Source organism: Thalassospira tepidiphila MCCC 1A03514 (assembly GCF_001662875.1).
Taxonomy (GTDB): Bacteria; Pseudomonadota; Alphaproteobacteria; order Rhodospirillales; family Thalassospiraceae; genus Thalassospira; species Thalassospira tepidiphila.
On sequence record NZ_JPVZ01000013.1, the window covers coordinates 59,700 to 81,215 of the forward strand.

At 55.6% G+C, this 21,516-nt stretch carries 18 protein-coding genes; 7 read left to right on the forward strand and 11 right to left on the reverse strand.

The genetic code is table 11. The annotated features are described in order from the left end of the window. Positions 1-24: 24 nt before the first annotated feature. The 7 genes from hscB to cysE form a co-directional block, all read right to left on the reverse strand. On the reverse strand, positions 25-645 hold the full coding sequence (hscB, locus tag TH4_RS19360) for a Fe-S protein assembly co-chaperone HscB (RefSeq protein ID WP_064782415.1): 621 nt from the start codon (positions 643-645) through the stop codon (positions 25-27). Between the two features lie 152 nt (positions 646-797). Then, positions 798-1,139: a HesB/IscA family protein gene (locus TH4_RS19365; RefSeq protein ID WP_008890649.1), complete on the reverse strand. Its 342-nt coding sequence runs from the start codon at positions 1,137-1,139 to the stop codon at positions 798-800. A 44-nt stretch (positions 1,140-1,183) separates the two neighbouring features. Further along, positions 1,184-1,588, reverse strand: a complete 405-nt coding sequence (gene iscU, locus TH4_RS19370) for a Fe-S cluster assembly scaffold IscU (protein ID WP_008890648.1) — start codon at positions 1,586-1,588, stop codon at positions 1,184-1,186. Between the two features lie 91 nt (positions 1,589-1,679). Further along, on the reverse strand, positions 1,680-2,903 hold the full coding sequence (locus TH4_RS19375) for an IscS subfamily cysteine desulfurase (protein ID WP_064782416.1): 1,224 nt from the start codon (positions 2,901-2,903) through the stop codon (positions 1,680-1,682). Between the two features lie 27 nt (positions 2,904-2,930). Then, a complete protein-coding gene (locus TH4_RS19380) occupies positions 2,931-4,058 on the reverse strand; it encodes a cysteine desulfurase family protein (protein WP_064782417.1) in 1,128 nt (375 codons plus the stop codon). 49 nt (positions 4,059-4,107) lie between these two features. Further along, positions 4,108-4,590, reverse strand: a complete 483-nt coding sequence (locus tag TH4_RS19385; protein ID WP_008890645.1) for an Rrf2 family transcriptional regulator — start codon at positions 4,588-4,590, stop codon at positions 4,108-4,110. A 74-nt stretch (positions 4,591-4,664) separates the two neighbouring features. After that, positions 4,665-5,384: a serine O-acetyltransferase gene (cysE, locus tag TH4_RS19390; protein ID WP_081579304.1), complete on the reverse strand. Its 720-nt coding sequence runs from the start codon at positions 5,382-5,384 to the stop codon at positions 4,665-4,667. A 245-nt stretch (positions 5,385-5,629) separates the two neighbouring features. On the opposite strand from cysE, the gene TH4_RS19395 reads away from it, so the two are divergent. After that, complete coding sequence (locus TH4_RS19395; RefSeq protein WP_008890643.1) at positions 5,630-6,268, forward strand: alpha/beta hydrolase; 639 nt, start codon at positions 5,630-5,632, stop codon at positions 6,266-6,268. Between the two features lie 40 nt (positions 6,269-6,308). Here the strand turns inward: TH4_RS19395 and TH4_RS19400 are convergent, their stop codons facing one another. Beyond that, the gene (locus TH4_RS19400; protein ID WP_064782418.1) at positions 6,309-7,424 is read right to left on the reverse strand and encodes an anhydro-N-acetylmuramic acid kinase; all 1,116 of its coding nucleotides are present in this window, start codon (positions 7,422-7,424) and stop codon (positions 6,309-6,311) included. A gap of 187 nt (positions 7,425-7,611) precedes the next feature. On the opposite strand from TH4_RS19400, the gene tyrS reads away from it, so the two are divergent. Beyond that, entirely contained in the window at positions 7,612-8,865 is a 1,254-nt protein-coding gene (gene tyrS, locus TH4_RS19405; RefSeq protein WP_064782438.1) for a tyrosine--tRNA ligase, read from the forward strand. Positions 8,866-8,939: 74 nt separating this feature from the next. Here the strand turns inward: tyrS and TH4_RS19410 are convergent, their stop codons facing one another. Next, positions 8,940-12,458 carry a YhdP family protein gene (locus tag TH4_RS19410; RefSeq protein ID WP_064782419.1) on the reverse strand — a complete coding sequence of 1,173 codons (3,519 nt, stop codon included), beginning with the start codon at positions 12,456-12,458 and terminating at the stop codon, positions 8,940-8,942. 264 nt (positions 12,459-12,722) lie between these two features. Between TH4_RS19410 and TH4_RS19415 the strand changes: the two genes are divergently transcribed. The 5 genes from TH4_RS19415 (at position 12,723) to adhP (ending at position 19,377) form a co-directional block, all read left to right on the forward strand. Further along, complete coding sequence (locus tag TH4_RS19415) at positions 12,723-15,698, forward strand: bifunctional [glutamine synthetase] adenylyltransferase/[glutamine synthetase]-adenylyl-L-tyrosine phosphorylase (protein WP_064782420.1); 2,976 nt, start codon at positions 12,723-12,725, stop codon at positions 15,696-15,698. 89 nt (positions 15,699-15,787) lie between these two features. Continuing rightward, positions 15,788-16,252 (forward strand): thioredoxin-dependent thiol peroxidase, encoded by a 465-nt coding sequence (bcp, locus tag TH4_RS19420; protein ID WP_064782421.1) that lies wholly within the window; start codon positions 15,788-15,790, stop codon positions 16,250-16,252. A 226-nt stretch (positions 16,253-16,478) separates the two neighbouring features. Further along, positions 16,479-17,249 (forward strand): response regulator, encoded by a 771-nt coding sequence (locus tag TH4_RS19425; protein WP_008890637.1) that lies wholly within the window; start codon positions 16,479-16,481, stop codon positions 17,247-17,249. A gap of 138 nt (positions 17,250-17,387) precedes the next feature. Then, positions 17,388-18,215 carry a ferritin-like domain-containing protein gene (locus TH4_RS19430; protein ID WP_064782422.1) on the forward strand — a complete coding sequence of 276 codons (828 nt, stop codon included), beginning with the start codon at positions 17,388-17,390 and terminating at the stop codon, positions 18,213-18,215. A 139-nt stretch (positions 18,216-18,354) separates the two neighbouring features. Further along, the gene (gene adhP / locus TH4_RS19435) at positions 18,355-19,377 is read left to right on the forward strand and encodes an alcohol dehydrogenase AdhP (RefSeq protein ID WP_008890635.1); all 1,023 of its coding nucleotides are present in this window, start codon (positions 18,355-18,357) and stop codon (positions 19,375-19,377) included. Positions 19,378-19,436: 59 nt separating this feature from the next. Here the strand turns inward: adhP and TH4_RS19440 are convergent, their stop codons facing one another. Both TH4_RS19440 and TH4_RS19445 read right to left on the reverse strand, forming a co-directional pair. After that, a complete protein-coding gene (locus TH4_RS19440; protein WP_280806650.1) occupies positions 19,437-19,958 on the reverse strand; it encodes a methylated-DNA--[protein]-cysteine S-methyltransferase in 522 nt (173 codons plus the stop codon). 2 nt (positions 19,959-19,960) lie between these two features. Further along, positions 19,961-21,448, reverse strand: a complete 1,488-nt coding sequence (locus TH4_RS19445) for a DNA-3-methyladenine glycosylase 2 family protein (protein ID WP_064782424.1) — start codon at positions 21,446-21,448, stop codon at positions 19,961-19,963. Positions 21,449-21,516: the final 68 nt, after the last annotated feature.

Consider the following 21,516-nt stretch of genomic DNA (forward strand, 5'->3'; position numbering starts at 1 on the left):
TCTTACGTCCAGTTTTTTCTATGATCAGGCAGCGGCAAGGCGCGATTTCTTCGCGCGCGCTTCCTCGGTCATTTTCATCAGATATCTTAAACGGGTGGCCAGTTTCTTGGCCGCGTCAAAGGATTGGCTGTCAAAGGCGGCGCCCAGATCATTTTCACAGGCACGCGCCTGTTTGCGGGTGTCCTTGATGATGGCATCGATGGTGATTTTATCCTTGGCATCGTCAAGGGCTTCACGCATTTCCATCGCTTCCATCAGAAGTTCCGGATCATTGACGGTATGGCCTTCGCCGCCTTCTGGCTCGTGCCCGGCCTGACGCAGCATATAATGTGCGCGCGCGACCGGGTTTTTCAGCGTCTCGAAAGCTTCGTTCAGGCTGGCGGCCTGTTGCGATGACAGGGCCTGTTCACGGCCGGATTTGGACGCGAACCGGTCGGGATGGAGCTTTTGTTGCTGCTTGAGGTAGGTCGCTTCCATCGCATCGACATCAACGTCAAAGGAACGCTCCAGACCAAAGCGGGTAAAATGATCCAGCTGGCCGGGGGCCTGAATGGCGTTGCAGGTTTCGCAAAACAGTGCGCTTGCGGCGACCGGCCCCTTGCAGGACCAGCAAACCTTGTGCGCAGATTGTTCGGTGTTGCTCACGCGATGCACTTCCGAGGATTAAAAGACAAAAACAAATCAGTTCAAAAGGCGATGCGTGACCATAGCTTGGTCACGTCACCCTTTTCAGGCGATGGCCCCGGCGATCTCGCCAGGGCCATAACCATTCAGAAAGCAGGGAAAGCCCGGCCTGATCAAACGTGGAAGGATTCCCCGCAACCACAACGACCTTTTTCGTTGGGGTTGCGGAAAACAAAGCCTTCCTCCATCGTGTTGACCTCGTAATCCATCTCTGTGCCAAGCACGAACATGATGGCTTTGGGGTCGATCAGGATTCTCACGCCGTCGTCAAGTTCGACGACTTCTTCGAAGCCATCGGCACCATCGGCATATTCCAGCGTGTAGGACAGGCCCGAGCACCCTTTGCTGCGCACACCAAGCCGAATGCCGTGCGAAGGTTTCCCGCGGCTATCAAGCAGCGCCTTGATGTGATCAAGAGCGACCGGTGTGACAGAAATTGGTGACGGTAGAGCCATTTTATTCTCCCAAGATTCCGAAAACGATGGGGAGTGGGCGCTGCTTATTCAGCAGCGTCCACTTCCGCTGCGCCGTTTTTGGTTTTGTAGTCGCTGATTGCGGCTTTGATCGCGTCTTCAGCCAGGATCGAGCAGTGGATCTTGACCGGCGGAAGTGCAAGTTCCTCGGCAATCTGCGAGTTTTTGATCGAACCCGCTTCGTCAAGCGACTTGCCCTTGACCCATTCGGTGATCAGCGAGCTTGAAGCAATCGCCGAACCACAGCCAAAGGTCTTGAACTTCGCATCTTCAATGATCCCTTCCGGGGTCACCTTGATCTGCAGCTTCATGACGTCACCACATGCCGGTGCGCCGACAAGCCCGGTCCCGACAGAGGTTTCGTTTTTGTCCATGGAGCCGACATTGCGCGGGTTTTCGTAATGGTCGATCAGCTTTTCACTATAAGCCATGATAGGAATCCTCCTAAAAATCCTGAGTCTCTCTCACGAGACAGAATACATATCGAATGTGTCGATAGTACGTTTTCGGTCGTTGTCGTTCTTAGTGTTCAGCCCATTCGATCGACTTGATGTCGATGCCTTCCTGCGCCATTTCCCAAAGCGGGCTCATTTCGCGCAGACGCTCAACTGCGGTGCAGATGGCATCAACGGCTTCATCAAGCTCTTCCTTGGTGGTGTAGCGACCAATGCCAATACGAAGGGATGTATGGGCCAATTCTTCGTCAACACCAAGAGCACGCAGAACGTAAGACGGTTCCAGCGACGCCGAGGTGCAGGCAGAGCCCGACGACACGGCAATGTTCTTGATGTCCATCAGAAGGCTTTCACCTTCGACATAGGCAAACGAAATGTTCAGGTTTCCGCTGACACGGACGTGTTCGTCACCATTGACATAGATGTCTTCGAGACGGTCACGGAAACGCTGAAGGGTGTAGTCACGCAGCTTTTCGATGCGTGCGTTTTCTTCCGCCATTTCGTTGCTAAGAATGTCGCACGCCTTGCCAAGACCAACGATCAGCGGGGTCGGAAGCGTACCGGAACGCATACCGCGTTCCTGACCACCACCGGTGATCTGTGCGATCACACGAACACGCGGACGACGGCGAACATACAGCGCACCGATGCCTTTCGGGCCATAGATCTTGTGACCGGAAATCGACATCAGGTCGATCTTCATGTCATCAACATCAAGGTCGATCTTGCCTACCGCCTGCGCACAGTCGGTATGGAAGAAGACTTTGCGTTCGCGGCAGATTTCACCGATTTCCTTGAGCGGCTGGATAACACCGATTTCGTTGTTCACACCCATGACAGACACGAGTGCGGTTTCATCGGTGATGGCAGCCTTCAGTTCTTCAAGGTCGATCAGGCCGTTTTCCTTAACGCCAAGATAGGTCACTTTGTAACCTTCCTGCTCAAGGTGGCGGGCACTGTCGAGCACGCATTTATGCTCGGTGACAACCGTGATCAGGTGCGGCTTTTTCTTGCCATAGAACTTCATCACACCTTTGAGGGCGAGGTTGTTTGACTCCGTCGCACCCGAGGTAAAGATGATTTCCTTGGCCGACGCGCCAATGATCTTGGCAACCTGACCGCGTGCAACTTCAACCGCGTCTTCGGCTTCCCAGCCAAAGCTGTGGTTGCGCGAATGCGGGTTACCGAATTTCTCGGTGAAGTACGGCAGCATTGCGTCGACAACCCGCGGGTCGGTCGGCGTCGTCGCCTGATAGTCCAGATAGATCGGCTTTGCTTTAAGCTCGTTCATTTTAAAGGCTTCCTCACTCACTCTTTCTCAGGCAGCGTGACGCGCTTTCTTGCGCGCTGCATTACCCCTCATCCGGCTCCAAACGCGGATAAATGTATCAATGTCTTCGTTGGTGCTATCCAGTCCCAGACTGACCCGAATGGCCGATCCGGGCTCGGTAACACCCATTTCCCTAAGCACGTGGCTTTCACGTACCTTGCCTGATGAACAGGCTGATCCCGAACTGATGGCAACACCTGCCAGATCCATTGCCATGACCTGGGTTTCCCCGGGCATTCCTGGCAGGATCAGGCAACTTGTATTGCTCAGTCGCTCCGTTCCCTTGCCGGCGATCAGAAGCTCAGGCGCCTCTGATGCCAATTCCGTTTCCAGGCGATCGCGCATCTGCGCGATATCCGCCATCCTTGCCATGTTGGCCTCGGCACGTTTGGCTGCGGCATCAAAGCCTGCAATCCCGACAACGTTTTCCGTGCCACCACGACGGTATTTTTCCTGCCCGCCACCCCGGATCTGGGGGACCAGCATCACGCCCGGCGCAATCGCCAGCGCGCCAATTCCTTTTGGACCGCCGATCTTGTGGGCCGAGATCGACACCATATCGACCAGCAAACGACCCATATCGACCGGCAACCGGCCCAGCGCCTGAACAGCGTCGCAATGGACCTTGGCACCATATTCACGCGCCAGCAGACCAACCTTGGCAACCGGCTGAATGACGCCGGTTTCGTTATTGGCCAGCATGACCGAAACCAGAACCTTTTGCCCGGCGTCAGATGCGTCTTTGAGCATCGCCTCAAGGGCATTCAGGTCAATCACGCCATTTTCATCCACCGGGATGCGTTTGGCGTCCGGTCTTGCTTCGATGACCGAAGGATGTTCGACCGCACTGGTAAATACGGTGACATCTTCCAACCCGTTCAGTGCCAGATTGTTGGCCTCAGTACCGCCACTGGTGAAGATGATCCGTTCTGAATCACCGCCCAACAGATCGGCAATGGTGCGTCTGGCATGATCAACGATCTTGCGGGCCGCACGGCCACTGGCATGAACCGAAGACGGATTACCTGCAACATCCATCGCAGCGATCATGGCCTGCTTTGCATCTTCGCAAAGCGGCGCGCTGGCGTTGTAGTCGAGATAAACCTGGTCGGTCATCAGTTTAAAATCATCCTTATTCGCATCTGCCCTCGATATAGAGGACCAACTACTGTGCCGCAACCTGTGACGGCTCTTCGATCTGGGTCGTTTTACCCGGGAACGTCCGAAGTGTTCCCGCCACGTTGCGATCCACCACATCGGCAAGACTGACAGAGGCCAGATAAAGATAAATCTGGTTACCGAGTTCTTCCCACAATTCGTGGGTCAGACAACGGCCCTTGTTGGTCTTGCAGCCCTTGGGCGAACCGGACTTGCAACGGGTTGCACGGATTGGTTCATCAACCGCCAGAATGACATCGGCAACACGGGTTTCAGTGGCATTGCGTGCAAGCAAATATCCGCCACCCGGGCCGCGCACCGAACGGACCAGACCGCCCTTGCGCAATTTGCCAAACAGCTGTTCAAGATAAGAAAGCGAAATTTCCTGGCGGTCCGCAATATCTGCAAGCGCGACCGGTCGGTCCTTGCTGCTTTCAGCGAGATCGACCATCGCCATAACGGCATAGCGGCCTTTGGTACTCAGCTTCACGGTGCGTCCTCCTGCCTTGCTTTGGGGTTAACCCCGAGCGGGCTTTTCATTCATGTTGCGCGGTGGCGCATATTCTATTCCGATGATGCGACGATACGCGGCTTTTCCGGTGTGGCATCAGATGCGGCCTTTTCACCCTCAAGGGCGACCACCTTGTTGCGCAACGTTTCGACCTCACGACCAAGTTCTTCAAGCGCACGGGCAACCGGATCGGGCAGATCGCCAAGCGGCGTACCATAAGCACAGAACCGATCATCCTGTTCACGGCGGACGATCTTGGCCGGGATACCGACCACGGTCGCACCCTCGGGCACTTCGCCCAGGACCACGGCGTTGCCGCCAACACGTGCATTCTTGCGCACAGTAAATGGTCCAAGGATTTGCGCGCCGGACCCGACAATCACACCATCCTCGAGGGTCGGGTGACGTTTCAGGCCGCGCTGGCCGTCGCTATTCACACTTGGCGAAGTCCCTCCAAGGGTAACGCCTTGATACAGTGTGACATCATCGCCGATCTCGGCGGTTTCGCCGATCACGACACCCATGCCATGGTCAATAAAGAAGCGCTTGCCAATCGTCGCACCCGGGTGAATTTCGATCCCGGTCAACCAGCGCAAAATCTGTGACAGGAAGCGTGCCGTCAGGCGAAAACCGCGCTGCCACAGCCAATGCGTCCCGCGATAGCCCATGATCGCATGAAACGCCGGATAGCTGATCACGACTTCCCAACGGGATCGCGCCGCAGGGTCACGGGCGATCATCGCGTCAATTTCCTGACGAATTAGCTTGAACATGGGGCGGTCCACTGTGTAATTAGTACCTTCGATTCCCGGCAGCCACGCCCAGCCCCGTCCTTGCACATAAGCAATTGTCGGGTTCGACAGGCACCATCGGGTTAGCCGGAATATAGGATAACCGAGTAACTTGGTCAAGTATTTGCCCAAAGCAATTTATGCGCAAACACGAAAAAACTTACAAAAACACTCGGATATTTTTGTTACACACATCTTTCCATTCGTGGACAGGAGCAGTCTGATCCATGCCTGAGGTCATTTTTAACGGCCCCGAAGGTCGCCTTGAAGGTCGCTACCACCATAACGGCGCTGACGATTCGCCCATCGCACTTATCCTCCATCCGAACCCGCAACAGGGTGGCACAATGAATAACAAGTTGTGCTTCAACATGTTCAACATGTTCAAGGATCGCGGCTATTCCGTCATGCGGTTCAACTTCCGTGGCGTCGGCCGCTCGCAGGGCGTATTCGATCAGGGGATCGGCGAACTGTCTGATGCGGCATCCGCACTTGACTGGATGCAGACCTATAACGCCAACGCACGCGCAACCTGGGTTGCCGGTTATTCGTTCGGTTCGTGGATCGGCATGCAGCTTTTGATGCGCCGTCCGGAAATTGACGGATTTATTTCGGTCGCTGCCCCGGCAAGTGAACATGACTTCACCTTCCTTGCCCCCTGCCCGTCATCCGGCATTCTGATCCACGGCACCCAGGACACCAACATTCCGGTCGCCTCGGTCAACAAGCTTGCCGACAAGCTTAATGCCCAGAAAGGCATTGAAGTTGACATGTGCGCGATTGACGGTGCCGATCACTATTTTGCCAAACAGCAAGACGAAGTGATCAAGCATTCGATTGCCTATCTGGACAAGCGCGGCGCTTAAACCGCCCGCAGCCTGACCACACAAATAAAAGGCCGCCTGATCAGGCGGCCTTTTTTGCTGGGTAAAGCTTGCCACCACAACAGGGTTCGGGCACGCCCGTGGTTCCCGGGAAGCTGAGCGGCAAGTCGTGCAAATGGCGCACAGCCAGGAAGCCGAAACATTCGGCCTCCAACGCATCACCGTCCCAATCCAGCACGTCAACAGATTGCACCGGCACCCCAAGGCGGGTGGCGAGTGTTTCCATGATATAATCGTTATGACGCCCCCCACCGCAGACAAACCAGCCTTTGGGCGCAGCCGGCAGATGGTTCACGCCAGCAACGATGGCCGCCACCGTACAATTGGCAAGCGTTGCCGCCCCGTCGGAAACATTAAGCTTGGCCTCAACCACCAGCCCGTCAATGCGGGCCGCCATATCTTCGCGGTCCAGTGATTTGGGCGGGATGCGGTCAAAATACGGGTCTTCAAGGAATTTGACCTCGACCATCGGATCACCAGTGCCCGAGGCCGCCGTTGCGCCGTTCAGATCAACAGGATTACCGGTATGGCGCAACATCCAGTCATCAATCCGCGCATTGCCCGGCCCGCAATCAAAGGCCAGCAAGCCGTCATCCGCGTCGATATAGGTAACGTTGGAAACCCCGCCGATATTCAGAACTGCCACGGGCAGCTCAACACCGGCACTTTTGATCAAGGCGGCGTGATAGACAGGCGCCAGTGGTGCTCCTTCGCCGCCAGCGGCGACATCGGCCAATCTGAAATCGGCCACCACCGGGATACCGGTTTTTTCCGCCAGCATATGCGGCGTTCCGATCTGGCGCGTCAGGCCAGATGCGGGTTCATGAAACACGGTCTGGCCATGAAAGCCGATTACACCAATATCGGCGGTCGACATACCGGATTTATCCATTAGCATGTTAACAGCACCAACATGCACCTGTGTCAGATCATCGGCAACGACATGTTCGGTGTTGGTCGCACTGCGATTGCCAAAGCAGGCCCGCATGCGTTCGCGCAATTCCGGCGCATAAGGCACAAAAACCGATTGCCCGGTGCGGCGCACTTCGATGCCATCGGTTTCAATGAGGGCTGCGTCCACCCCATCAAGAGAGGTACCACTCATCATGCCGATTGCTGTTATCCAGCCATGTCTCATGTCGTGCTCCGTGCGCGATCGCTGTTGGTTTTGAGCAGCCTAAAAGGAAATTATCGCGAATTCGTTACCCGTATGGCAGATCTGTTCGCCGATGCGTTGCCGAGCGGATGTTTTCTGTGCTAGATCATCGCCTCCGCACCGAATGGCGGATCAAATTTTCTATCACAACCAACATAGCGCAAAAACCATGACTGAACTGAAGTCTGATTTTCTCCGCGTCATGAATGACCGCGGTTACATCCACCAATGTACTGATCTTGAAGGCCTTGATGCCTATGCATCGGAAAATACGGTGGTGTGCTATGTGGGTTATGATTGCACTGCAGACAGCCTGCATGTCGGATCGCTTGTGTCGATCATGATGTTGCGCTGGCTGCAGAAGACCGGCCACAAACCGATCGTCCTGATGGGCGGCGGCACCACCCGCGTTGGGGACCCGACCGGCCGCGATGATGCACGTCCGGTTCTGACCGATGAAATCATCGAAGCCAACATGGCCGGCATCAAAAAGGTGTTCCAGCAGTTCCTGACGTTTGGCGATGGCCCGACCGATGCGGTCATGGTCAACAATGCCGACTGGCTGGACAAGCTGAACTACATCGAATTCCTGCGTGATTTCGGTCGCCACTTCTCGGTCAACCGCATGCTGGCCTTTGACTCGGTCAAGCTGCGTCTGGAACGTGAACAGTCGCTGAGCTTCCTTGAATTCAACTACATGATCTTGCAGGCCTACGACTTTGTCGAACTAAACCGCAACTATGGCTGCACGCTTCAGATGGGCGGATCGGATCAGTGGGGTAACATCGTCAATGGTGTTGAACTTGGTCGCCGCGTTGATGAGAAATCGCTGTTTGGCCTGACGACCCCGCTAATGACCACCGCATCGGGCGCCAAGATGGGCAAGACTGCGGCCGGGGCGGTATGGCTGAACGAAGAACGTCTGTCGTCTTATGACTACTACCAGTTCTGGCGGAACACCGAAGATGCAGACGTGATCAAGTTCATGCGTCTGTTCACCGAGATGTCGCTCGATCAGATCGACGAATACGCCAAGCTTGAAGGATCGCAGATCAACGAAGCCAAGAAAGTTCTGGCATTCGAAGCGGTTAAACTGTGCCGCGGTGAAGAAGCAGCCCTTGCGGCGGCTGAAACGGCGCGCAAGACGTTTGAAGAAGGAGTTCTGGCCGACGATCTTCCGACCGTGGAAATCGCCAAGGCCGATCTTGATGCCGGTATCCCGGCCTTTGATCTTTTCCGCCGTGCCGACCTTGCCAAATCGGGCGGTGATGCACGTCGTCTGATCAAGGGTGGCGGAGCCAAGATCAATGACGAAAAAGTCAGTGACGAAAATGCCAATATCACCGTCGATGCGGTTAACGCAGATGGTGTGATCAAGGTATCTGCAGGCAAGAAACGCCACGTCCTGATCAAGCCTGTCTGATCAAAGAAGACCCGCATAAAATCAAAAAGCCCCGCCGATCATCGTGCGGGGCTTTTTTGTGACTTGTTGCCGACTTAGCCGGGCTCGGCACCGGTGATCAGGTTGCGGAACACGCCAGGCACAAAGGTCGATAGCGGATTGACCGTAATGCTGGGGTCGTTCAGATCGCCCTCGACCGTGTAGGTCGGGGCAAATATGCCGCCGCCCTCTTCGCCGACCAGAATGTCGCCAAGGATCGGAATGGCCCCCAGTGCGGAATTCAGTGCGTAAATCGGCACAATTGATCCGGCCAGTCGAATTTCCGATTTGGCCAGATCAATCGAGCCATTGGCGGTTACCCCGACGGCTGCGCCGTTTGCTGCCACCTTTGACAGTGACAGCACATCATTGACATAGGTGAAGTCACCGTTCATTTCGGTAAAAGCGATACCATTGCCTTGCAACACATCGCCAAGCCCGGTCAGCGACGCGGCACTGAGCACGCGGGCCGCAATCGGCGCATTGACCACACGGAATTCATTAACCGTGACCTGACCGGTGAACGGCTGGGCGATATCGCGTTCATCAACGGTGCCTTCAATGGTCAGGCGCCCACCCAGTAGATTTTCATACATATCGACCGCACGCAGGAAACGCCCGGCATCCTCGCTGGTCATTGTCACCTTGCGGGTCTGGAAATCTTCGCGGACGACTTGCACAAACACGTTGGCCCGGTCGCCAAATGCCCCGTTCAGAACAAGACGGTCCCATTCCTGCCCGACCGTATGGATCGATCCGCGCAGATCTGCCAGAAGTTCACCGTTGGCCATCACCATCTGTTCGATATTCAGGAACACTTCGGTGGTGCCGCCGGTTCGTTCGGCACGTTCGCCAATGCCACCGGTATTTGTTTCCGACGCGGCTTTGCCTGCGTCGTCATTGCTTTGTTCGTCACCGACAATCCAAGGGGTTGCGATCAACTGACGCGCCGAGATTTCCAGTTCGCGCTTGTCGGTTTCCTGACGCAAGGTGATCTTGCCATCATTTAGCAATGGCTCAGCCCCCTTAAGCAGGAAACCACCAGCTTCCAGCGTCACAAGATAGCTCTGTTCATCCGGTTCGCCATCTGCGGGTGTTTCACCGGATGCGTCATCTTCAAGGAAGGGACGCAAATCAAACTGCGCGCCCCGCAGATCGACCAGTAATCGGTCGCCTTCTTCCATGCGAATGGTGCCGGAAAGATCAATATTTTCGCGAAAACGGGTGTCTTGCAGCTCGACAAACCATTTGTCGGCCATGGCGTTATCACCGCGCCAGTTGCCACTGCCTGTTGCCTCAAGTGCCGGTGCAATCATTGAGAAACTATCAAGCACTCCACCGCCATCAAACATTACGGCAACATCAAACTTGGCCGCAGCATTTGCACCGGGCTCCTTGCGATATCCTACTTTTTCAAGCGGAACCGAAATCGCCGAATTGGTCAAATCAACGTCACCGACCAAACGAACCTGATCCGAGCCGACGCGGATATCGAGCTCCCCCTTCGCCATCCCTTTGAGGTAGGGGCCGGGATCAAGTTCGATATCGGGCAAAACGGCAAGATCAAGATCGCCCGATAGTTTATAGCGGCTTCGGACCTCAGCCTCTTGCGCAAAGGTTTCGACCCAGTTGATGTTGGTCTTGCCGTTTCCAATCGTGGCGGTGCCGCCAAGTTCAAGCCCCTTGGTGTTCACCTGTAGCTCAAAGCTGCCCGCGGTGACATCCATGCCACGAAAGGCACCAACGATCCCGGCCTTTTCAATCCGCGAGGCGGCTGCGACATCAACATCGTCAAACGTCACATCGCGAAGCAACGGGAAATGTAGGCGCACACGGGTTGCCTGTTCACCACTGATCTGGGCCGGGTCTATGCCAAGCCGCGTGGCAAAGCCAAGTGGTTTTGCCTCAATCAGTTCAAGTGCCTTGCGCGCACTGCCCTGTGCTACGATTTCGATATCGGCATAGGGGGTCGGTTCATCAAGTTTGGTGAAAATTATGCTGGCATCGGTTACCTGAATGCCATCGGCCTCGCCGGTATTTACAAAGATGCTGAAACTGGTTTCATCAAATTCGGCGCGCCCGGCGGAATTATGCACTTCCGGCATTTCACCCAGATAATGCACGGTCACACCCGACATCGTCATCTGACCACCAAGATCATCAACAATGACCTCGCCCGCGTCGTCCTGGCGCAGTTCGGTGTGCAAGGTTGCCTGATGAACAATCCCCTCGGACAGGTTGGTAACGACCCATGTCCGCGCATCCACACCGACCCCTTCGGGCCAGAGACGGTCCAGATCGTTGGTTGCGACGTTCTTGGCGGACGCATCAAGATTGACCTGCCACTGCCCGAACGGATCAAGCACGACGCCCTGAAGTTTGGCGGATGCGTCACCAACATTCAGGACAACATCATCAATGCTGAAGCGACCGGGCACATAGCTTGTGACAATCTGTCCATCCGAAACCCGATAGGTCGCCCGTATTTCGTCGGGAAAGGTGATCACGCCGCTGCCAACCGACAGGTCCGTGGCCGCCGAAAGCAATTCGCCCTTCGCATCAAAGCTTGCGCGCAGCGTTCCCGAAACCGGGACATAGGCATCGCGCAATTGTTCAAACAGATCCGAGATGCTGACAAGATCGGCAAGCTGCACCTCGCCAATTTCGGCCTCAAGATCGACCTGATCGGTTTCGATACTGTAATCACCGGTGACACGCACCTGGGTCGATATATCCCCGGCACTGACCTGCAGCGAGGCTTCAGCACCGATCCCGAAGGCCCGGCGAGATAACAGGATATCAGCCTGTGGTGCCGCCCAGACGATGCCGATCTTGTCATCGCGCACTTCAAGATCGGCATTCACCACCCCGAAACTTTCGAAATAGGCCGCCGCCGGAATATCGGTACGTTCGCCCGAAAGAATGGCAAAGACATCCTGCAAGACCGTATTGCCAGAACGTTCGACAATTTCGGTTTCACCCGCGGCGTTTTCAGGTTCAGGCGGAAGTTGATCGGTGTTCAAGTCCGGCGCATCGGGGAGTTCAATCGTAACCGAGGCCCCGCGCCCCTTGTCGTAAATTTGACCTGTTGCCGCACCATCATCGCTGCGCGTATTTTCCGAAGGGTTCGCGACATCTGCGGCGGTTTCTTCGGCGACATAGCCGACATCAATCGTGCCATCGGCCCGCCGTTCAAGGCGAATGCGCGGGCCGATCAGATTAAGCTCGCGCAGGGCAAGCACACCTTCAAACAGCGCTTTGCTGGAAAACACGACATCGGCTTCGGGGACGTGCAGCATTTCCTGATCATCGGGGCCAAAGATGCTGACGTCGCGCAAACCGACATCAAACTTTTCGTCCCAGCCCCGCCAGCGCAAAACGACGTCGCCGATTGCCAGCCGGTTATTGCCCATCGATTTGTTGAGATGATCAACCAGATACGGGGTCAGACGATGCAGGGACACAGGTTCCTGAGACAGCCGCCAAATCGTGACTGCTGCAAATACGCCGACAAACAGGACGATGGCTGATAAAGTCAGCGCCAGCCATCCGGCAAAGGTCTTAACGTGGCGCACTCATTTTACCTTGTGTTCCCGATGTCATATGCAGCGATATCAATAACTTCTCATGTCTGGCATGGTTGTCGATGGATCATTGGATCCTAAAATACCAGACAGTTATTGATCTATACCCCTTTTTGTCCGATCACAGAAAAGCTAGAAACATATAAGTCATCCTCTTGATCAGGACGTCCTACTCCTTGCAGAGATTATGCAATCAGGCTCAATCCTTTGCATAGCGCGGTTTGTGACCATTTCGCAATACAAGGAACGCAAAAAGTGTCTCTTTCCTGGATTTCACAGGACCTGCCCAAAGCCTTTGACGCCGACCGTGTCACCAATGCACTCGAACGCTGGAACACACTGGCGGGTCGACCGGCGTTTGAAAGCCTGTCAGACAAAATTGGCGAGATTGCGTCCGATCCCCAAAAACGTGCGGTTCTTGAGGCGCTTTTTGGCAACAGCCCCTATCTGACCAATCTGTGCCTGCGCGATCCCGATACAGTCTGTGACGTGTTTGACAGCGGCCTTGATCAGGCATTTGCCAACGCGCTTGAGCCCGTGAAAGTCAGTGCGAATGCACGCGACCTTGATCAGACGACCACCATGGCGACTGTCCGTCACGCCAAACGCCGCGCGGCACTGGTGATCGCGATTGCCGATATCTGCAAGGCCTGGAAACTTGATCAGGTCACATCGGCAATCAGCAAAACAGCGGAATACACCCTTGATTTCACCATGGCGCATTGCCTGTCCGCCATGGCGCGCCTGCGCAAATATGACCTTCCCAACCCGGAAAATCCGCTTGAGGGATCCGGAATCTTTGCCATTGGCATGGGAAAACTCGGCGCCGGGGAGCTGAACTATTCATCCGATATCGACCTGATCTTCCTCTATGATCAGGATGTGGTGACCTATATCGACCCCGATCGCATTCATCAGGATCTGGTGCGGATGGTGCGCGACATCACCCGGATCATGGAAGAACGCACCGGCGATGGGTATGTTTTCCGTACTGATTTGCGCCTGCGTCCGGACCCGGCGTCAACGCCGCCAATCCTTTCGATGATTGCGGCTGAAACATACTATGAAACCGTCGGCCAAAACTGGGAACGTGCGGCCATGATCAAGGCCCGCATTGTCGGTGGCGACCGCGTTTCGGGCAATGAATTCCTTGAAATCCTGCGACCCTTTGTCTGGCGCAAGCATCTTGATTTCATTGCCATTCAGGACATTCATTCGATCAAGCGCCAGATCAATGCGCACAAGGGCGGCAGCAAGATCAATATCCCCGGCCACAATATCAAGCTTGGCCGTGGCGGCATCCGCGAGATCGAATTTTTTGCCCAGACCCAACAACTGATTTGGGGCGGGCGTGAAATTGCGCTGCGCGGCAAGGCAACCTGCGACACCTTGCGCACCCTGACCAAGTTCGGTCAGGTATCCGAGGAAGTTCGCGACGAAATGCTGGCCGCGTATGATTTTCTGCGCACGGTCGAACACCGCCTGCAAATGATCAATGATCAGCAAACCCAAACCCTGCCCGATACCGATCAGGGATTATTGGCACTGGCGACCTTCCTTGGCTATGAAACGCTTGATGCCTTCAAGGCGGACTTGCTGCTTCATCTGCGCAATGTCGAAAACAATTATGCTGAACTGTTTGAAGACGACACGACCCTTGCCGGTGCCAGTGGCAACCTTGTCTTCACGGGCACCGAAGACGATCCGGAAACCCTGATCAATTTGCGCGAGATGGGCTTTGAAAATGCCGAAAACGTATCGGTCACGGTGCGGGGCTGGCATCACGGCCGTTACCGGGCAACCCGATCACGCCGGGCGCGTGAAATCCTGACCGAACTGATGCCGACCCTTTTGGCAGCACTTGGTAAAACAACCAACCCGGACATGGCATTTCGTGCCTTTGACGACTTCCTTAAAGGTCTGCCGGCCGGGGTGCAGTTGTTTTCGCTGTTTACCGCACATCCACAATTGCTTGAACTACTCGCCCAGATTGCCGGAACCGCCCCGCGCATGGCGAAATATATCGGGCGTAATGCCGCGGTGCTTGATTATGTTTTGATGTCGGGCTTCCACGAAGAACTGCCCGATGCGGATGCGATGCTGGCGGAGCTTGATGCCCGTCTGTCGCGCGAAGACATGGTCGAAGATTGGCTTGATGCCGCGCGGCGATGGGCCAATGACCAGAAGTTCCAGATTGATGTGCAAACCATCCAGAACCGTCACACCCCGCATGAAGCAGGCCGTGCATTGGCCGATGTTGCCGACGTTGCCATTCGCGCACTGTTCCCGCGAATTGCCGACGATTTTGCCGCCAAACATGGCTCGTTTGCCGATGGCGGGCTTGCGGTGTTTGCACTGGGCAAGCATGGCGGGCAGGAACTTTCACCCGGGTCCGACCTTGATATGGTGTTCATCTATGAGGTACCCGAAGATGCCGAAGAGTCCGATGGCGAAAAGCCATTGTCGCCGGGCCACTATTTCATCCGGCTAAGCCAGCGTTATATCAATGCCCTGTCGGCCCCGACCGCCGAAGGGGTTCTGTTTGAAACCGATCTTCGCCTGCGTCCCAGCGGATCCAAAGGGCCGCTTGCGACGCATTTCAAAAGTTTCGAGACCTATCAGAACAACGAAGCCTGGACGTGGGAGCACATGGCGCTGACGCGCCTGCGTGCGGTTTATGGCCCAAAGGCACTGTGTGACAAGGTATTGGCGACCACCAACGACGTGCTGTGCAAGCAACGCGATCCGGACAAACTGGTGCGCGAAGTCTATGATATGCGCAACCGGATGGAAGCCGGCAAAGGCGACAACCATCCATGGGCGATCAAGATGCGCCGTGGCGGTTTGGTCGATCTGGAATTCATTGCGCAATATCTGCAACTGCGCCATGCCCATGACCACCCGGAGGTCCTGTCACCGACAACCCGCGAGGTTTTCAAAAATCTGGCGACGGTGGGTATCCTTGATGGCGAAGAAGCAGAGTTTTTGGCCAATTCCGCGTCGTTCTGGCTGGCCTTGCAGGCGATGTTGCGCCTGACGACCGAGGGCCCGTTTGATCCTGAAAAAGCCAGCGAGGATTTGCAAAAAATGCTGGCAAACGCCGGTAAATGTGATGATTTCGCAAGCCTTCAGGACAAGATGGAAATGACGGCAACCCGCATCAAGGAGATCTATGATCGCGTGGTTGCAGCCCCCGCGGAAAAGATTGCGCCAACAGATGCGCCGCAATGATCCAAGCCCCCTTGCCATCCTTATAAGGCTTTGTATTTTCACGGTTGCAACATGCCGCTATGCGGTCCCAAAAGATTAAAGGATAGACCATGACAGTTGATGTTGGTGACAAGGCCCCGGATTTCGAACTGCCAACCGATGGCAATGGCAGGGTGAAACTGTCGGATCTGGCAGGCAAACCGGTGGTGATCTATTTCTATCCCAAGGACATGACGCCGGGTTGCACGACCGAGTCCTGCGAATTCCGCGATGCCGAACCTGATTTCAGCGCTGTCGATGCGCAGATCATCGGCATTTCCAAGGACAGTGCGGACCGGCACGACAAATTCAAGGCCAAGCATGACCTGAACTTCATTCTCGCCTCTGACGAGAACGGCACCACGTGCGAAGATTACGGTGTTTGGAAAGAAAAAAGCATGTATGGCAAAAAGTTCATGGGTATCGAGCGGTCGACCTTTGTCATTGATGGCAAGGGCGTCATTCGCAATGCCTGGCGTAAGGTAAAGGTCAAAGGCCACGTTGCCGAGGTTCTTGAGGCCGTCAAAGCCCTTTGAATTCAGATTTTTCTCGTATCAAGGCCCGGCGAAAACTTGCCGGGCCTTTGTTTTTTTGGCGGTAAAATCGTTTTCTTTCAGACGGCTGGCCGTATTGCGTTTTGCTGATTTTGTTGCCATCCCTTGTTTGTCGGGCTAACAATTCGGATATGGGAGTGATGGGTGAGGTCTAATTCTCACCTGTTCGATGAAAACTCACCGGCATGCCGGCAAAGCGGGTAATCAAATGAATAACAATGTTGTTGATCTCGACGATCAAATGCTGGCGGATTTTCGCGACGAAGCACATGACATCATCAATTCGATTGACGTTCATCTGCAAAACGCACGCGGCAAAAAAGATCCCGCCCATCTGACCGCCATCCAGCGCGAAATATTCAATCTGCGATACAAGGGCAAGTCAGTATCAGCGCCGCTGATCAACCTGACGAGCCATCGTCTTGCCGATTACGTCACGACCTGCAAGGAACTGAACGAAGGCGCGATTGAAGATATCCAGGCCTTTGTTGATAAAATTCAGTCCCTGCTTGATGGTGACATGACGGCTGGCGGGACCGACACCGCCGAATTCGTGCGCGAACTGCCGTCCAAACGGACCCCTGATATTGACCCGGCATGGCTGAAGCAGGCCAATGTCGAAGCCTTGCTGGTCATTCCGCAACGCTCCCTGGCAACCATTCTGGAACGCGAACTGGCCGCTTGTGGTTATCGCAGTTCGGTCACCCAAACCTCGTTCGAGGCGATCGAACTTGCCGTGCGCACCCGCCCGGATTTCATCATTGTCGCCAAGACCATTGATGAACTGACCGGTGTTGATCTGGCCAATGCTCTGCAGGCGATGCCGAAAACGCGCGGCATTCCGACCGCGGTTCTGACCTCGGATGCGCCGAACCATCCGTCGCTTCAGGATCTGCCGTGCCGGACCGCGATCATCCGCAAGGGCAATGCCTTTGGCGAGGATCTGGCAGAGGCACTGGCGCGCTTTAACATTACCTGATTGCGCATACGCCAAACGATTTCAAAGGGTGGTCCCAACCTTGATGGCGGGCCGCCCTTTTTGTTTGCCAATTGACCCGATGGCCGCCAAGTGGCAGACAAAGCGCACGTGAACCTTAATCCCACACCTCGGACGATCATGACCAAACTGACCCTTGCTGATGCTGCCAAACGTGCCCTTCTGACCGGAGACGCCACAGAGAAGGCCGACGTCACTGCCGAAATGGCGGCGATGTGGCGCAATGGCGAGATCACTGAAGTGGGATCAACTGATCTGCCCGATCGTCCCGGTCGCCCGGCAAAGCCGGAATTGCTGCCGCCCAACAAGATGCCCAAACGCAAGAAAGGCAGCGTTCAGGGCCGTATTGGCCTTTTGCATGCGCTGGCCCATATCGAACTCAACGCCATCGATCTGGCATGGGATCTGTGTGTGCGCTTTCCCGAGGCAGACATGCCGCGTGATTTTCACGATGCCTGGGTTCAGGTCGCCGATGACGAAGCCCGCCATTTCAAAATGATCAACAGACGCCTTGGGGAACTGGGCGCTGTCTATGGCGATCTGCCCGCCCATGACGGGCTTTGGCAGACATCGATGGATACGGCCTATGACATTCTGCCGCGTCTGGCGGTCGTGCCGATGGTATTTGAGGCGCGCGGCCTTGATGCCACGCCGCCAACCATTGAACGGCTTCTGGCGCATGGGGATACGGAAAGTGCCCGTATCCTTAAAATCATCGCACATGATGAAATCGCCCATGTCGCCGCGGGCCGGAAATATTACGAGCATGTCTGTGACCAGCGTGGCCTGCCCTACTACACCACGTGGCATGATATGCTGCGCAAACATTTCCGGGGGCCTCTTAAGCCGCCGTTTAATGACGAAGCGCGCTATGAAGCAGGCATGCCGCCGGACTATTATCAGGACTATGTCCTTGAATTGCCTGACATTGATGGTGATGGCGAATAAGGCCATTGCGCGCCTGATAAGAATTCATCAAAAAATTGATACACCTCATGGTGGTGCAAACTGAAATCAACGACACTCCCCTTCGCGATATTTGAAGAAAAGACGTTCTTTTCCGTATCATCAGCAAGGAGATGTCACCATGCCCTCCACCATGAAAGCCGCCGTCGTAAGGGCGTTTGGCAAGCCGCTGTCGATTGAAGAAGTCACCGTGCCCAAGGTCACGCCGGGAAAAATCCTGGTCAAGATCGAAGCATCCGGTGTCTGCCATACCGACCTTCACGCGGCCGAAGGCGACTGGCCGGTCAAACCGAACCCGCCCTTCATTCCGGGCCACGAGGGTGTCGGCATTGTTGCCGAAGTGGGCGAAGGTGTGACATCCGTCAAGGAAGGCGACCGTGTTGGTGTGCCGTGGCTGCATTCAGCCTGCGGGCATTGCCATCACTGCGTTACCGGCTGGGAAACACTTTGCGGCGAACAGCTTAATACTGGCTATTCAGTTAATGGCGGCTTTGCCGAATATGTCCTGGCCGATCCGAACTATGTTGGCCACCTGCCCGATCCGCTTGAATTTGGCAATGCAGCCCCGGTGCTTTGTGCCGGTGTCACGGTCTATAAGGGATTGAAGGAAACCGAATGCAAGCCGGGCGAAACGGTGGTGATTTCCGGGGTCGGCGGGCTTGGCCATATGGCGGTTCAATACGCCAAGGCGATGGGCATGAAAGTTATCGCTGTTGACATTGCCGACGAGAAACTTCAGCTCGCCAAAGACCTTGGTGCGGACTGGACGTTGAATGCGGCGGAGACCGACGTTGTTTCCGAAGTGCAAAAACAGATGGGCGGTGCCAATGGCGTACTTGTCACCGCCGTGTCGCGCGCTGCCTTCAAACAGGGTGTAGGCATGCTGGGCCGTGGCGGGACCATGGCGCTTTGCGGCTTGCCCCCGGGAACGTTCGAACTTGATATTTTCGATACGGTCCTGTCACGCAAGACCATCCGTGGATCGATTGTCGGCACCCGTGCCGACCTTCAGGAAGCGCTTGATTTCGCGGGCGATGGCAAAGTGCATTCCCACTTCACGACCGAGCCGATGGAAAACATCAACTCGATCTTTGATCGCATGCGCGATGGCAAGATCGATGGCCGTATTGTCATGTCGATCTGATCGAACGAGACATCACGCCAAAGTTAAAAAGGCTGCCATCCGGCAGCCTTTTTTTGGTCTCAAGCCGCCTTGGCCAGCATGGCGGCTTCATGATCGAGCAGCCATTTCTTGCGATCAAGCCCACCGGCATAACCTGTCAATGTGCCGTTCGATCCGATCACCCGATGGCACGGCACAATGATCGATACCGGGTTCAACGCATTGGCCCGCGCCACCGCCCGAACCGCCTTGGGGTTGCCTAACTGATCAGCAAGCCCGGCGTATGAAATGCTTTTCCCGCTTGGGATATTGACCAAGGCATCCCACACCGATTTCTGAAACGCCGTCCCGACCATGTTGACCGCATCAATCGGCAACACGCCGACGGTTCCGGCGAAATAACCATCCAGCCAGTCAGTGATCGGGTCTGGTGCCGCGCCGCCCTCCGTCCATTCAAGATTCTTGAACCGTCGTGTTTGAATGGTTTTCAGGCGATCATCATTGTCTTCGAAATCAAGATGCACCAGCTTACCGTCAATTGAGGCGAGCGACAGTTTCCCGATCGGGCTGGCATAACGCACGACGTTGATTTGGGTGGACATGGTCATTCTCCTTCCAATGCGGACCAAAGATATTGCGCGGCATATGCCCGCCATGGCCGCCAGTTTTCCGAAATGCTTTCCAGTGCCTTGGCCTTGTCCGGACCACCGCCCATATTTGACGCCTTAAGGATGCCAAGATCGGCCGCCGGAAAGGCATCCGGGTCCCCAAGGCCACGCAGGCCAAAATAGTTTAATGTCCATGGGCCGATGCCCTTGATCGCGGTCATGGCGGCAATCAGCTCATCCCCGGACATCTGATCACAATCCGGTCTGGCAAACAGATCAATCACATCGGCAAGGGTCTGCGCCCGGCGCGTGGTCAAACCAATCGGGATCAGTTCCTGCCCGATCAGACTTTGGGGTGACGGGAAGACATGCGTGATCCCCGTCCCAGTGATCAGATCATCGGGCAAGACATCGCCAAACCGGGCCACAAGTCGCCAGGCCAAGGTACGTGCCGCCGCGACCGAAACCTGTTGGCCCAAAACGGCCCGAAGGGCGAGTTCAAACCGATCCCAGCATCCAGGCACGCGCAGACCGGGTCGTTTTTGCACCAACGGCGCCAGCAAGGCATCGTCGGAAAACTGTGCTGTGATGGACGGCACATCGGCATCAAGATCAAAAAGTCTGCGCACCCTTGCACCGATTTCAAGCACCGCCTCCCGGGCCGGACCACGGAGGATGACATCCACGCCGGCTTGGTCGGCGCTGAAATGACAGATCATCAAGCCGAGCTTGCCATCAATTTTGAAACCGCGCGCATAGGTGCGTTCACGGACGGTTTCCAAGCCCGGAATGGCACGTGCGCGGAAAAAGCTCAGAAGATATTCGGCATCAAAGGGTTGTCGGGCACGCAGACGTAAAATCAAATCATCATTGCGCGCAGCAAACGGATCATCCGAGCCCAGTTTTTCCGGGCTCACAGTTTCGACACCGCGGCGAAAGGCTGTTGGGGCCTGCCCATAGGCCTGTTTCATCGCATCGTTAAAGCGACGCAAACTCCCAAAGCCAGCAATGTCGGCGATTTCGGTCATGGTCAGGTTGCTATCGACAATCAACTGCCGTGCCCGCAACAGACGGCGTGCCTTGGCGTGTTCTTGCGGCGTGACACCTGTATGTTCCTTGAATATGCGCCGCAAATGCCGGTCCCCGACACCAAGCCGGTCTGCCAGACCAGCGATTGATCCGTCTTCAAGCACGCCCTGATCAATCAGGCGTACAGCACGGGCGACCGTCGCATGCACACCGGCACTTGCCGGGCTGCCCGGTGCGGCTTCGGGGCGGCAGCGCAGGCATGGTCGAAATCCATGGGCAATTGCGGCCTCGGCACTGGGATAGAATTCGACATTGTCGCGCTTGGGCGTGACCGCCGGGCAAATCGGGCGACAGAAAATCCCGGTCGTCCGTACAGCGGTATAAAACCGCCCGTCAAACCGACGGTCCCGGGTTTTGAGTGCCTGATAGCAAATATCGTTATTGAGCTGTTCCATACCGCGCAGTTTAGCAGAACTGCACGATAAAACTCGCCAGATTCGGACTCAGACGTTTTAAAACCTTT